Source organism: Microcoleus sp. Pol12B4, assembly GCF_036701385.1.
Lineage (GTDB): Bacteria > Cyanobacteriota > Cyanobacteriia > Cyanobacteriales > Microcoleaceae > Microcoleus.
Genome location: NZ_JAUBQR010000165.1, coordinates 1 through 14,650, shown reverse-complemented (window position 1 = coordinate 14,650; position 14,650 = coordinate 1). Strand labels below are relative to the sequence as shown.

At 46.8% G+C, this 14,650-nt stretch carries 9 protein-coding genes; 2 read left to right on the top strand and 7 right to left on the bottom strand.

All coding sequences use genetic code 11. The features are described from left to right. The 4 genes from QUA38_RS20700 to QUA38_RS20685 all read right to left on the bottom strand — a co-directional run. The coding region (locus QUA38_RS20700; RefSeq protein ID WP_333165033.1) for a DUF4347 domain-containing protein at positions 1-202 on the bottom strand (202 nt) is incomplete at its 3' end. Positions 203-975: 773 nt separating this feature from the next. Then, positions 976-1,380, bottom strand: coding sequence for a hypothetical protein (locus QUA38_RS20695; RefSeq protein ID WP_333165030.1), 405 nt, complete (start codon positions 1,378-1,380; stop codon positions 976-978). Between the two features lie 118 nt (positions 1,381-1,498). Next, positions 1,499-1,672 carry a hypothetical protein gene (locus QUA38_RS20690; protein ID WP_333165028.1) on the bottom strand — a complete coding sequence of 58 codons (174 nt, stop codon included), beginning with the start codon at positions 1,670-1,672 and terminating at the stop codon, positions 1,499-1,501. Positions 1,673-1,740: 68 nt separating this feature from the next. Next, positions 1,741-3,234: a hypothetical protein gene (locus QUA38_RS20685; protein WP_333165025.1), complete on the bottom strand. Its 1,494-nt coding sequence runs from the start codon at positions 3,232-3,234 to the stop codon at positions 1,741-1,743. A 74-nt stretch (positions 3,235-3,308) separates the two neighbouring features. Between QUA38_RS20685 and QUA38_RS20680 the strand changes: the two genes are divergently transcribed. Beyond that, positions 3,309-4,970 carry a glycosyltransferase family 39 protein gene (locus tag QUA38_RS20680; protein ID WP_333165022.1) on the top strand — a complete coding sequence of 554 codons (1,662 nt, stop codon included), beginning with the start codon at positions 3,309-3,311 and terminating at the stop codon, positions 4,968-4,970. 130 nt (positions 4,971-5,100) lie between these two features. Here the strand turns inward: QUA38_RS20680 and QUA38_RS20675 are convergent, their stop codons facing one another. The 3 genes from QUA38_RS20675 to QUA38_RS20665 all read right to left on the bottom strand — a co-directional run bounded on the left by QUA38_RS20675 (position 5,101) and on the right by QUA38_RS20665 (position 13,612). Next, positions 5,101-9,657 (bottom strand): response regulator, encoded by a 4,557-nt coding sequence (locus tag QUA38_RS20675; RefSeq protein ID WP_333165019.1) that lies wholly within the window; start codon positions 9,655-9,657, stop codon positions 5,101-5,103. A 452-nt stretch (positions 9,658-10,109) separates the two neighbouring features. Then, the gene (locus tag QUA38_RS20670; protein WP_333165014.1) at positions 10,110-10,262 is read right to left on the bottom strand and encodes a hypothetical protein; all 153 of its coding nucleotides are present in this window, start codon (positions 10,260-10,262) and stop codon (positions 10,110-10,112) included. 251 nt (positions 10,263-10,513) lie between these two features. Further along, positions 10,514-13,612, bottom strand: coding sequence for an MFS transporter (locus tag QUA38_RS20665; protein ID WP_333165011.1), 3,099 nt, complete (start codon positions 13,610-13,612; stop codon positions 10,514-10,516). A 399-nt stretch (positions 13,613-14,011) separates the two neighbouring features. Between QUA38_RS20665 and QUA38_RS20660 the strand changes: the two genes are divergently transcribed. Next, positions 14,012-14,650, top strand: a 639-nt coding sequence (locus QUA38_RS20660; RefSeq protein WP_445305081.1) for an NAD(P)/FAD-dependent oxidoreductase, incomplete at its 3' end; no start/stop codon positions are given.

The window sequence follows — 14,650 nt, the reverse complement described above, 5'->3', positions numbered from 1 at the left end:
TAGAGGCGTATTTTTCAATTTCCGAGGTGATTTGTTCGATGCCGTTTTTGGTGCGATCGAGTATTACTACCTGCTGTCCCGGCAGCACTCCCGCTGTAATTGACTCGTAATCTTCCACGCCGGAGTCAATGAAGACTAAGGAGCGCACTGGCCGTTTTTCAAAAGAAGATTGTGAGTTAACTTGAGCGAATGTAGAACTCATGTTGGAGACTCCATTAAGGGCATTATTAGTAGATACACCCCGGAGCTATCTCATCAGGCTTATTTGATTATATATTAACACCAAATTGAAACATTGTGTACTTTTTAAAATATTTTTATTGATTTATTTGGCTCGGCATTTGCCTGTTCTCTCTTGGCCAAAAGGGGAATTGGAGCCTCTACCTATGGGAGTAGATCGCAAGATTAATCGGGAATATTGAAATAAATATAGGTTCTATTATCAATTCTTTTTTTGACCTTATTTTGCGAATAGTAGCCTGAGTTGAGAGATGCGGAAACAGAAGAGGTAATTCACCCCCGAATACCTCTTCTTATATTTAGTAGTTTTTATTTAAATGTGAATTTTTCTGTATAGGCACAATCCACTAAACTTTCCCTAGCTGTATTTCATCCAAGGGAAAACTGAATTATGTAGATTTTGAAGAATTCTATATGGCTTGAAGCTGCTAGGTTTGCCATACACCCAACTACTAATTCCCAAGAAGTTTGGTCGTATTTACTAACAGTCAAAACGGTCTGATATTAAGTGGGAACCAATCGCTGGGAATGAATTGACTTATCGGCTAGTACGGACACTGTGAGAACTGCCCACCTCACTACAAAGGTGATTCAAATTATTCAGCGCGAATTGATATGATTGAAGATTGAGTCCGATCTAATCGTTGATTTCGATCGCGCCTGCGTCACTAATTACAATTGCATTCGGCCCACTCGCTCTCGGTAAGTTCCATACCCTGCATTAAATCACTCTCCTTAATTAGCAAACAGTCGATCGCACCCACCGCCGTTGTTGAGTGTATCACAATGTCGATCGGCATAACACGAACCAAGTTCGCTGTTTTGAGTGAGAGAACTAGGGGATTTTGACACTTGACTTTCGTATGGTGCCAGGTAATCTGGACTGAGGATAACAAAGCCTAATTGCAGTTGATTCGAGCGGCCGTCAGAAGTCGAACCAACTTTGTCAATCTCTCTAAGGATAGAGGCATATTTTGGAAGTGCCGAGGTATTTTTCTTGATGCAGTCAGATTCCCCAGCCAAAATTTTGGAAACAAAATATCCACCTTCATTGATGCTGGAGTCCTTGAATACAAAGCTGTTGGATGGGGAATTTGCGTATTCCAAGGCGGGAGTCGTTTCCCTTAAAGAAGTCAACATATTCCGTCCTCCAAAAGTTGGTTTAGCGGTAGATACAGCCTTGGAGTCAGAGCTTCTGAAACTGCCAGCGACCTTGTTTATTTCGCCCATTCTTATTTAACCTATCTATCAGTTTCCCCTATTTCTGCAGCACTGCCATCCGCGATCGCACGGAATTTATATTCTGCGTGTTTTCCCTTACTTCCGGCAAACGCGAAATTACCGAGCGATCCGATATCCTATCCGTGATACCACTTTCACAAAAGAACCCACCTCTCAGCCCGTGCTTCAAACCTCGATAGTCTTCAGTCATTCCCCCAGCTAAAATCTAAAATCTAAAAGGGTATGACACTTAGTAGATTGGCCTGGCAACTGCACCGCTCAAGATTCTGGGGAAGATGGGGGTTTTTTCCCTGCATTGCGAATATTAATAATCTGGTTGAGCGCCTCAAACCAAAAACCAGCCCCCATAGAAATAGCTACACCGCTCAATATCCAACCAAACAATTTTTCCATCAAAGCCGGCCACAATTTCTCCTGCTTATCTTTTTTTGACAACCAATTCTGTTCGCTCCATCCCAAAGGCAGAGGTACATTATTATCCAAAGCTCGACCGACATCTTCTTGAACTTGTTCCAGACTGGTTGAATTATTTGATTTAGTCTTAGCATTGTTTGCCACCAACTGCTCAGCGTACAAATTAACAGTCGCTCGCAACATCGAATCTTTCGACAACCGATTAATAATATGAATGGTATCAGCATTAGCAGCGACAGCGATCGTAGTTCCGAGCAAAATCGCTACCCCTCTAGCATTCCGCTTGTAAACACCAGAAGCACGCTCCATCGATTGGTCAAACCAAATTTCAATTTCTTTCTGAAACCGCTGCAACTGCTCTTGAGTATCTCCGCCACCTTTTTCAGCGCGCTGCGCTAAAAGATAAAGGCTGCGTTTCAAAGATTCTGGCATACTGTCCAATGTTTCTTGAATTTGTTGATAAATCGGACTCTCCTCTTGGATCTCCATAATTTCTCCTACCGAATCTTGACTTTTTTTAACAGTATTTAACAGATTGCTTAAACTCGGTTGTAGTTGCCCTAGCAGCGCCACCCGCTCAATTTTGCTGTCAAAACGAGCCTTTACAAATGCCATCTGCCTCTGAAATTCTCTCCCTGCCAGCTCGGTTTCTGGTAGATAAACCTGAGAATCTTTAATATAAAATCCTAGCTTTTCCGACATCCGATCTAAGCTGTTACTCAAACTTGCTAAATTGTTTTGATAATCTTCAACAACTCGATTTAACTCCGCAGTCAGCCACCTAAATTCTTGCTCAATAATCGGTTTAGTAGCATCCGGCAAACTCAGATTTTCTCCAATTTGTTGAATTTGTGCTAATTGTAAATGTTTAAATCTTTCCAATCGGGTTTTAGAGATAGAGCTGAGCAAACTAGAAACCTTTAAAGTCTCCAAAAGGGTAGCCGAAAAACACTCGGCTGGAATATAAGAAGGCCCACTGGAGGATTTATTGCCAAAAACATTTTTAGTACCCGTAACTCCGTGGTACAAATCCCCCATGCGGTGCGTAACAGAGCGGAATCCCTCTGACAAAAGCCCTTTCGCTCCCTGATTCAAATCTTTGATCATCGGATTGGCGTAAATCGAATGGGCCAACTGTCCGACTCGCTTAAATTGCAGGGGATCTTTCGCCCCTTCGCTGCCGCCAGAAATCAGCACTTCGATCGACTTCTTTAAATGTTCCGCCCGCCACTGCCAAACAGTAGTAATCAGTTCCTGAATTTCCGAAGCTAGCAAGCTTAAAGTCAGGTAGATAAAGACTAAGCCAATGATAATATCTATAATTACAGGCAAGTTCATGGTATTTTCATAGTCGCAAATAACTGCTGTCTAAGTTTACCCTCAGTTTGGGACGCTCAAAACTCTCTTAACTTATGTCAGAAATCTTTCCCTTCCTGGGCCGCAAACCGAAAAATCGCTGGAATGACAGCTTTACAGACAAACTGTGGATGCTGGCTTTTCTGTTGGCTGCAGTGCTGATTTTCGGGCTGAATCTGGGCGGCGTGGCGTTGCGGGATTGGGATGAAGGCATTGCGGCGCAGGTAAGTCGCGAAATTTGGCGCGGTAACTTAAATTGGCTGTATCCGACGATCGACTCTATGCCTTATTTCAACAAACCGCCGCTGGTACACTGGCTAATCGGGCTGTGTTTTGCAGCAGGCGGTGTCAGCGAATTGACGGCGAGGTTGGTACCGGCGATGCTGACGGCGGCTTCAGTGCCCTTGCTTTACGCCATTGGCAGGGAGTTGTTTCCTCCGCGTTCGATCGCCATTTTTTCTGCCCTTGTTTATCTGACGCTGTTACCGGTGGTGCGGCATGGACGTTTGGCGATGTTGGATGGAGCAGTTTTGTGTTTCTTGCTGGGGGCGATGTGGTGTTTGCTACGATCGCGCCGCGACTTGCGCTACGCTTTGGGGGCGGGGATTGGGTTCGGACTCATTTGCCTGACTAAGGGCGTGATGTTGGGGCTGCTGCTGGCTGCTGTTGGCTGTATTTTTTTGGTTTGGGATACCCCGCGACTCCTCACTTCTGGGTATCTTTGGGGCGGATTGGCGATCGGAACATTGCCAGTAGCTGCTTGGTATTTTGCCCAATGGCTGCACTACGGCCAATATTTCATCCACGCTAATTTAGTTAACGAATCTTTCCGGCGCATTTCGGAACCTGTGAGCAGTCACAGAGGCCCGCCTTGGTATTATCTTTTAGAAATATTAAAATTAGCTTGGCCGTGGCAGTTATTTTGGCTACAAGGGCTCCGTTTGAGTTGGGAAAATCGCAATTTTCCAGGACCAAAATTAGTATTGGTTTGGACTGGAGTATATCTGCTGGCTATTTCTGTGATGACTACTAAATTGCCGTGGTATATTTTGCCAATTTATCCAGCTTTTGCTCTTGCCGTTGGCAGTTATCTCGCTGAAGTTTGGGAGCAACTGTGGCTGCCGCCAGAGCCGATCAAAGAGGAAGCAGAAGAACATTTTGATGCTATTTCTTTGTTGCCTCATCCCGCGATTTTGGCAGTGCTGGCTGTAGTTGGTGTTGTCGGCTGCATTTACTTCAGTGGCTTAGTGCAAATTGGGAAATACATTGTGCCTCCCGATCGAGATTTGCAGTTAATGCTGATGTTTGTAGGTTTGACAATGACAATGGGGGCAGTGTTGCTGCACCGCAAAGATCGGCAGTTTATATTAGTTTTAATTTGGGGAACTTACCTGACGCTATTGGTATTGGTGGCTTCAGATAACTGGGTTTGGGAACTGGCGGAGGATTATCCTGTTAAGCCGATCGCCGAAATTGTCCGCACAGGAACTCCCGCAGGTCAACAGGTGTTTACTTCTCACCGCTTGGGCCGTCCATCGCTGAATTTTTATAGTCAACGCCAAGTTATTGTCGCCGATGCGCCGACGCTCAAAAAGAAATGGCAATCTCTTCCTCAACCTTATTTTCTGTTAGAAAAACCCGTTTTAAAACATTTAGGTTTGCAGAATGCTGAGATTGTCAAAACAGCGGACGATTGGGTTTTGGTAACTAAAAAGTAAGTTAATAGTTAATAGTCCCCTCCTTCGGGTGGGTGAGATAACTTTCGATTGTCTACTGTTGCTTGAGATGGACCGCCTTACCCGGAGCAAACGTGAATTTATGAGAAATCAATCTGACAGGATCTAACCGCTAACAATCAACAGACTGCATTTCAATTTTCAACGCCGTTTCGACTCTTTGATACTCGGCCTCAACCTGTTCTAAAAGCGCGCAGGCCGGATCAGGTAAAGGCTGGTTAGCATTCGTTCCGATGCGGCCCATGATTTCGAGTTCCTCGCACAGCTCAAACAAGCGAAAAGCACCGAGAGTACCGCTAATCGACTTCAAAGAGTGAGCCGATCGCCGCAAAGCCAGCGGATCGGCGTTGGAAAGAGCTATAGAGATGCCTCGCAGCAGTTCGGGAGCTGTTTCGAGGTAAATCTCGATCGCCTCGTCCAAAGCTTCCACTTCTCGCAGTCCCTCTATAATGTTTGCACTCAGGGAATCGTGGCTCTGTGACAAAGCCCGATCGAGATTTGATTCACCGCGATCGACGACTGCCGGCGAATTGGGAATTGTCAGTTGTGGATTTCCTGCAACAGCGACATTCGATCGCACTTCTAATTCACTCGTTCCTTCGATCTGTTCCGCCGGGGCATCCAAACAAACAATCGGCTGCAGGCGATCGAATGCGGAGTTCGATCGAGATTTACACGCGATCAAAGCTCGCACCAACTGGTCAATGGCGATCGGCTTGCTCAAATAGTCGTCCATCCCCGCAGCCATACACTCTTCGCGATCGCCCTGCATCGCATTTGCCGTCATCGCCACAATCCAAGGCCTAGGTGGTTTTAGATGTGGGATTTTCGATTTTCGGTTGTTAGATTCCTCGCCAGTCAATTTTGGATTTTGGATTCTGGATTTTCCATTATTAGATTGCTCATCTGTTGCGGAAATTTCTGATTCTCCCGTGTGATTTTTGGTCGCGTCTCGATTATGAGATTGCTCATTTGTTACCGAAACTTCTGATTCTCCCGTGTGATTTTCTACAGTTAAATCTGCTGAAAATTGGTCGCGGATGTGGCGGGTAGTTTCCAGTCCGTCCATTTCCGGCATTTGCACATCCATCAGCACCACATCATAAGGCTGGCGGCGCAAAGCTTCGAGCACTTCGATACCGTTTCCCGCCACATCTGCGCGATACCCCATCCGCTGTAAAATTTGCAAAGCCACCTTCTGATTCACCAAATGATCGTCAGCCAACAGAATCCGCAGGGGTAAGTCCTCAGCCAGCACGGGTATGCTTTGCAAGAAAGCCCCGCTAGTGCGCTGCCCTTTAAATTCAGTTGTCTGTTCTCCAAAAATATTGATTAAAACATTGTAAAGCTGAGATTGTTTGATGGGTTTATTCAAAAAAGCAGCAAAATTCATCTCCATAGCAGGGGGGTGAATTTCTTGCCTGCCGATCGAAGTTAGCATCACTAACGGCAACCTTTCGCAACCAGGATACCGGCGAATTTGCGCCGCTAAAGCTAACCCGTCCATTTCCGGCATTTGCATATCCAAAACTGCCAAGTCAAACATCTCTTTAGCAGCTAGCCAATCTAAAGCCAAACGAGCCGAATCTGAAGCCCTAGCCACCATTCCCCAAGACTGAGCTTGGAGAGTCAAAATTCTGCGGTTGGTAGCATTGTCATCGACAATTAAGACTCGCTTGCCAGCTAATTCAGGTTGAGAATTGCTCAAGTTAACTGGTAAGGAATTCTTGCAGCCAGAAACGATCGTACTAAAATAAAAAGTAGAGCCAACGGATTTCGTATTTTGGCCGATCGGCTTGTTGCTGAGTACAGATTTGCCATAGCCATATTTTTCGGCAATTTCGCAAGATTCTGCCCATCCCAAATCAAAAACTGCCGATGATCTAAAATCGGCAGGAGGATTGCCCGCGACACTACCCATACTTTCCACCCACATCCGGCCGCCCATCATTTCGGCCAAACGCTTGCTAATTGCCAAACCCAACCCGGTACCGCCGTACTGCCGGCTCGTTGAAGAATCAACCTGGCTGAAAGATTTAAATAGCCGATCCATGCGATCGCTCGGAATGCCGATACCAGTATCTTTGACCGCAAAATGTATTTCGTATGCTGGGTTAATTACTACCGATTCGCCATTAATTGCTGGCGGTTCTTTAGCGTTAGCCGCTGACACTGAAATCTTTTTGGCAGTCACCGCAACCACCACTTCTCCAGTTTCGGTAAATTTAACCGCGTTACTGAGCAAGTTGATTAAAATTTGCCTCAAGCGGGTGCTATCGCCGATCGCCGTTGTCGGTACAGTACGATCGATCAAGTAACCCACTTCCAGTTTTTTTTCTGCCGCCTTAGCAGCTACCAAGTCTAGAGATTCCTCAATGCAACTGCGGATGTCAAACGGATGTTCCTCCAAGTCCAATTTGCCCGACTCAATTTTTGAGAAATCTAGAATATCGTTAATCAGCGTCAGCAAGGCATCGCCGCTGCTGCGGATAGTTTCTACAAAATCGCGCTGTTCGCGAGTTAAGGGGGTATCCAGCAGCAAACCAGTCATGCCGATGACTCCATTCATCGGAGTGCGAATTTCGTGGCTCATGGTGGCTAAAAATTCGCTTTTGGCTCTAGTAGCCGCCAGTGCTTGATCGCGAGCTTTTGCCAAATCTACGTCTGTTTGCTGGCGTTCGAGTTCGCTTCCCACCCACTGAGCCATCAGTTTCACCAACTCTCTGTCTACAACTCGGAACGGTTCTGTCACAGGGGTCGGAGAAAAGAAGCACAGAGTGCCGTAAACTTCACCTCCCACCGTGACGGGAATGCCCATGTAAGCTTCGATGGGGAAGGCTCGGTCGTCGGTGTTGAAGGAAAAACCCGAAAATCTTACCGACTCAAAGTAAATCGGTTCTTTTGCCATTGCCGTAGCGACGCAGAAAGTTTTTTCCAGATCGTAGATTTGGTCTTTGACGATCGACCCGTCGGGACACTCAACAGCCATGATTTGATAGTTATCGCCTTGAATGCAGGACAAAATTCCCACGGACAGTCCTAAATGTCGGCATCCCATTGCCAGCAGTTCTTGGAGGCGCAAATCAAAGGTAGATAGGTGGTTGAGCGGGTCTGTACGGGGAGCGGAAGTCACTTGGTACAAAGCTTTGATAGCAGCTTCACTTTCTCGGAGTTCTTGTTCTGTTTGCTTCCGGACGCTGATGTCGCGGGAAATGCCGATAATTTCTTGGACTTCGCCGGTTTGGGGATCGCTGATCGTGCGGCCGGTGGTTTCAAACCAAATATATTTGCCGTCTTTTCGACGGATGCGGTAGCTAACGGTGTAAGTAACTGGGAGCGCCAGGACTTTCCAGTGAGCTTTGGCAATGGTTTCTAAATCGTCGGGGTGAAAATAATCGTTGGGGACGCGGCCGATGAGTTCCGAAGGTTCGTATCCCAGCAAAGCCCGGCTGGCGGGCGAGACGTAAATAAATACGCCTTTGGGGTCGTGTCTGGTGATCATGTCGGTTGAGTTTTCGGCCATCAACCGATAGCGGTCTTCGCTTTCATTACGTTCGACTTGAGAATTGCCCAATGCTTCTAGCATTCTGTTGATGCCGTCTGCCAAGCTTGCTAGTTCATCTGCTCCTGCCATATGAACCCGCAAGTCTGGGTCGCCGTTGGCTGCGATGTTGCTGACGCTGGTGCTCAAGGAAGCCAATCTCGCTAAGACTAATTTTTCTAGCAACAGCAGGGTGATCGCGCTAAATATTAAACCTACTGCCAGTATTGATAAGGTAAACAGCTCCAAGGTAGCCTGACCTTGGCCGTAGATGATGCGATCTGTCTCTACTCGCAGCAGCAGCGCTAGGTTGCCGTGGATGTCTCGAATCAGGGCGTATCCTGCGACTAAGCTGTCGCTGAGCGGCTCCACTAAAATTTCTACTGATTTGAGGTGGGAAATTTTGAGTTTGAGATTTTCCAAATCCTGCCTAGATGGAGCCATCGCCTTGGCGCCATGCCCGGAGTAGTTCGTGGCTCCCACTTTAAAATCCAAACTCGGCAATCTAAAATCTACTGACAGATGAGTTAGTTTTGAAAGCAAACCGATTTCGCTGCTGTCGAGATAGCGTCCCACGATCAGAGTTCCGCGCGGTGGGCCTTGGGCGTTGCTGTTGAATATCGGCTTTGAAGCAATCAGCAGCGTGGCTTCTGGCAGGGTGAGGACGCCTGTTTTGGCGGGGGGATCGCCCGAACCTGTCGAGGAGTCTAGCAGCGCCTCGATCAAGTGCTGTTTTAAGCTTTCGGGAATTGGGATTTCGGTTTTGGATTTCAGGTCGAAACCTTTGCTGAATATCGTCTGACCGTTGGAGTCCAGCAACACCAATAAGTTTAGTCTCAAGTAAACAAATGTCGAATCGACGAAATTTGACTTGACAAAATTTTTGTTTGGTGTTATGGCGAAAGAGTAAGTATCGTCCCACTCGGCGTAATCTTGGGCGCTGGTGTCTAAATTCGACAAATCGTCATCTAATGCGTCCAAAGCCCGCGCGACATCCTGGCGGACGTACTGTGCCTCCAGGTTGTGAAAATCATGCAGCAAAATAGTTGATGCAGTGGCATAGAGAACCACAATCAGGCTGATCAGCGCTGCACTGATGATTAATAGTGTTTTTTTTCGGAGTTGCATGGCGTCGCCCTCCTCACGGTGCTACTCGGCAACTAGCCAGGAGAGGTTTGAGACGTAGGTTGTTTAGCATTGGCGATCGCAGGGCCTGCGTGTTTTGACTTTTCTGGGCTGGCTTGGCAAAGCCCTTGGTATTTCCAAGGTATCCGGTATGTTGCCCCCCACAGTCAGTGTAGTATTTTCACAGCTTTAGTTCCCTATTATGCACAACCTAATGGCCTACAAGTTATAACCTGACGATCGGCATCTTCAAAGGAAACGGGCGATCGAACTTTTTGAGTTCGCGTTTGATACTAGCGCAACCAGGGAGGCAGGCGGTTGAGAGAACAGGCGTGCGGGATTTAGAACCCTACTATTACTGTACCTAAAAAATATTGAGGAGAGACCGGACTGTCGCGTCGAGTTTTTCCTGCAAAAAGATTCTTATTCCAAGAGCTTTTTTGATTTGTGTTGTTTTACAGCAATCCTTGCAGGGGTGGTGAAATACACTCAGAAGTCAATCCAGCCTCGAAGTCTGAACCACGTTCATAACTGACAAAAAAATTGCGATCGCAGAGGTAAGGAATATCCGCCGAATTTTCATTTACATCCGCCAATAAAATAGACAATCTAAAATTATGCTTTTGACTTTTTTATTGTCAATGAAGCAAAACTGCTAATTAAAATGTATAAACTCACAGTTTGCATTCTCCTCAATAAACTTGTAGGAGCGGATTTACGAATAACCTTAAAAAGTACCAACAAATTAAATAAACCAGTTCCCACTCCCGGATAACATCCTTTAATAAAAGTAGTGCCTGATATCAGTATAAACTCACATCAGGCACTATCTGCAATTCGATCGCAACTTGAGTCTTTTTTATCGGATGACGGCTAAAGCACCGGCGCCTGCGGCAGCAGCGGCCGAAGAAAGAGCGGTGAAAAACAGCCACCAAGAGGCAACTTCTGCTGCTTTCCGGGTTTCTTCGGCTTGTTTTTCGGCTTGCAGTTTGATGCTTTCGAGGCGAAGCTGGGCCTCTTGCTGCAAGCGTTCTGCTCTTTGCAATACGCTGTTGCGACTTCTTTCAATTTGGTCGATCAAGCGGTTGGCATCTGCTTCGGAAATGTCCTCGCGAGAACTCATTAGTGCTACTAAAGTATCCCGATTGAAATGACCCAGCCGATCGCGCAAAGCATCAAATCCGGCTTGCGGATCGTCAAATAGCTTCCGCACGTCCCGCGTAATGCCTTCATAGTTGAGTTCAGGGCGATCGAGCGAATTGAGGTAATCCCGAATTTTTCCGAGAATCCCGTCAATTACCGACTGAATACCCTCCTGTATTTTCTGAATTTGCAGTGCGAACTCATCGCGCACCGACAAAATTCCATCGACAATGCGATTTGCTTCTGCTTCAGAAATATCCGGCCGCTGAGACAGCAGAGAAACAACTGTAGCTCGATCGATGTGTGACAAGCGCTCGCCCAAACTGTAAGCGCCCACTTTCGGGTCATGCAGCAGCAGTTGCAAGTCGCGCTTGATGGCTTCTGGATTTAATTCATCCTTGCCCGTATTACGCAAATAATCTTCTAAAACACTTTGAAAATCGTGTACTTGGCTTTGCACCCGTTTTGCCAAACGGCGCGGCGCTTTCACAATCGATCCCAGAGTTTCCTGCACTTGGTCGATAATTTGATTGACTTGTTCCTCACTCAAATCTTGTCTCTGAGAAAGCAGTTTTACCAAAGTATCGCGATCGACTTGAGACAGCCGGCCGCGCAGCGCTAAAGCTCCTTCTTTGGGATTTTCCAGGAGTTTTGTCAAATCCCGCTTAATCCCTTCAGGATTGAGTTCTGATTTGCCAGTATTGCGAAGGTAATCTGCAAGGGCGGTAGTGGTTTGGTCGTACTGATCCTTAGCTTTTTCGGCCAACTTTTGCGGCGCATGCAGCGCGCCGTGCCAATTTTCTTCGGCGCTGTCGAGAAGCTGATTTACTTGGTCTTCGCTGAGGTCTTTCCGCTGAGATAGCAATTTTACCAAGGTTTCGCGATCGAACTTAGAAGCTCTAGCTCTCAGCGCCCACATTCCCGCTTCCGGGTTGTCCAGCAGCGTTTTCAAATCGCGCTTGATGCCTTCGGGATTGAGTTCTTCTTTGCCCGTAGACTTCAAGTATTCTTGCACTCTTTGCCACTGGTTGTCTAGTCGGACTTGCGCTGCTTCTTGCATACCTTTAGCATCTGCTAAAACTACATCTCGCGTCCTTTCCAACTCTTGAACAATCTGTTCTACTTCCTGGAATCCGAAGTTTTCGCGACCTCGGAGAATTTGCACAAAACTGTCGCGGGTGTAAGGAGAAAGCCGATCGCGCAACTGTTCGTAACTAGCATCGGAATCCTCTAAGATTTTTTTGAAATCGCTCCCGATACCTGCTGCTGTCAGTTCTTCTTTCGGAGTCAGCTTCAAATAAGTTTCTACCCGCCACTGCAAATCGCGAGATTTTTCTTGCTCTTCGGCAAAGATCACGGTTTGTAAAACGCGCTGTCTAATTGCTTCTAATTCCTGGGAAATTTGTTTAATTTTGTCTTGGGTAAAAACACCTCTACTAGCCAGGATTTCGGCAAAATAAGACTGTTTTAGTTTTTCTAATTCGCGGCGCACAGTTCCCGGATCGGCTGTAGGATCGTATAGAACGTCCCGAAATTCGCGCTCGATGGCTTGGGGGTTCATCTGCCACGAATAAGTGTTGAGTAGGTAGTTTTCTACGTCGGCACGAATTGGGCTGTAAGTTACGGGTTCGCCTTTGACTTGAGCGGTAATTTTATCAGTTTGCTGGGTAACTTTGTCTTTAGCTTCTTTGAGCTGACCGACTACTTTTTCAAGATCCAAGTCAGAAATATCCGTGCGACCCAATACTATTCCCATTAAAGCATTGACTGCCATTGTCGTTGCTTGGGACATCATTGTCGGGCTTTGTCCAGAGTTTTGACCGCTCAGATTGCTGAGAGCTTTTTCTACCCTACTTGCCAATTTATCTGAGAGCAAATCTCCCGATTTGGCCGATTTGAGATAGTCTACTAATTGGGCGATGCCGTCTGATTGCTGCCCTTGTTTTCCTACTTGTTTCCAAGCATCTTGAAGTTGGTCTACAATCCGGTTTACGTCGCGTTTTGATAAGTCCGATCGCGAACTTACTAAATCTACGAGAGTTTGGCGATCGAGATTCGGCAAATTTTCGGCTGCAATGGTTTTTAGTTGCGGATCGTTAAGCAATTTTTCAAACTCGCTACGCATCCCTTTGATGTCTAATTCTGGCGGTTTTAGGCTTTGGATGTAGTCTTCGACGTTTTCGCGCAAGCTTGTCGGGTCGATCGCGCTACCCAATTCATGGCCCACTGCTGCTGCTGCTGCTTTGGCTGTAGCCACTACTTGGTTGCTGGCTGCTTTGGCGCCAATGGCCGAGGCTGCGGTGCCGACAATGGCTTGAAAGCCTGATGTGGCGGTGTTGACGACGGAACCGATCAAGGAACCGACGGTGGTGGAACTCACCCAAACAAGCATTGAGAAATAGGCTGCCCAAACGACTAAACCGACGATCGCACCTAAACCGGGACTGCTAATCAAGCTGAGCTTTACTGCAAGCAAGCAAGCGAAAAATAAAGCGACGGTGACGGTGATTAGCGTCCAAGTGCCTACTTTTCTGCCGATGTGGCGGACTGGGGAACTGCCGCTATCCGAGTGGTGGCCGTCGTCGTGGGATTGTCCCATGTACGAAAGACCAGCGGCTACTGATAAATTTGTTAGCAAGAGTTGGAAAGCGCACGCAAGTACCACTCCAGCTATCAAGGCGATAAAAAATTGTGGCCCGGAATAGAGGAGTGCTGCGTCTTCTGCTGTGTTTGTAGTAGTCTGCTCTACTGGCACTTGGGCCAGCCAGAATCCGATGTTATACAGTTGTGGATTTATTGGCAAATTTTGATACATAGTATATTCCTCGTTAAGGAGTGGGTGCGCGCGCTCATTGGCGCAAGTTAACCAATGTATAGTTTTAGACTCATGCCCCCAATGGCAAGCATCGCCTTATTGACGAGCTAAAGCATCCCCCTACAGTTGGAAGTGTAAAAATATGTCTGCGGCCGGCTGTCACTTTAGGAATATTTGTGCTATGTAAATTGGCAGTTGTGAAGTTGTTAGTTCTCAGGTATGAGTAAGGTGCGCTGTGGCGCATCCGAGATAGATGGTAGTAATGGTAAGTCGGATTAAAATAATCGCAGAGGAAAATCTTTGGTCGATCGATATTAAGAGTCGGCAGAGAAGCCCAGACAAATTGTTCACAATTCATCAACCCATGCTATGGCAAATTAGCTTTCAAGGAATTCGATAGTGCAGCGAGAAAGTCATGCAATTATTATTGGGGGCAGTTTAGCAGGACTGTTGGCCTCTAGAGTATTAGCAAAACACTTCGACCGAGTCAGTATTGTTGAACGAGATTTTTTTCCTGAACAACCCGCACCTCGCCCCGGGATTCCTCAATCCAGTCACCTTCACATCCTTTTAAATCGGGGGAGAATCATCCTAGAAGAGGTGTTTCCTGACTTGGAAAACGAACTGATAGCTGCTGGTGCTCCTAGGTTAAATCCGAAGTCGATCGGGTGGTTTAGTCCGGCGGGTTGGGCCCCGCAATTTAGCCCCGATCTAAATGATTTAATTATGTTCAGTCGGGATTTACTGGATTGGCAAATTTGCCACCGCTTGGCTGAAAATACGAACGTGCATTTCCTCGAAGGAGGCACCGTAACGGGGTTGCTGGCGAATGCCTCGCGCGCGGAGATTGCTGGCATATCGGTGCGTTTTCGCGATCGCCACAACCCTGGTAACATCCATACAGAGAATTTGTATGGAGATTTAGTAGTCGATGCTGGTGGCAAAGTTTCCAAAACACCTAAATGGTTGAAAAGTTTGGGCTATGAACCTCCGCAAGAAACCGTTATCAATGCTTTTGTCGGCTATGCAACCCGGATC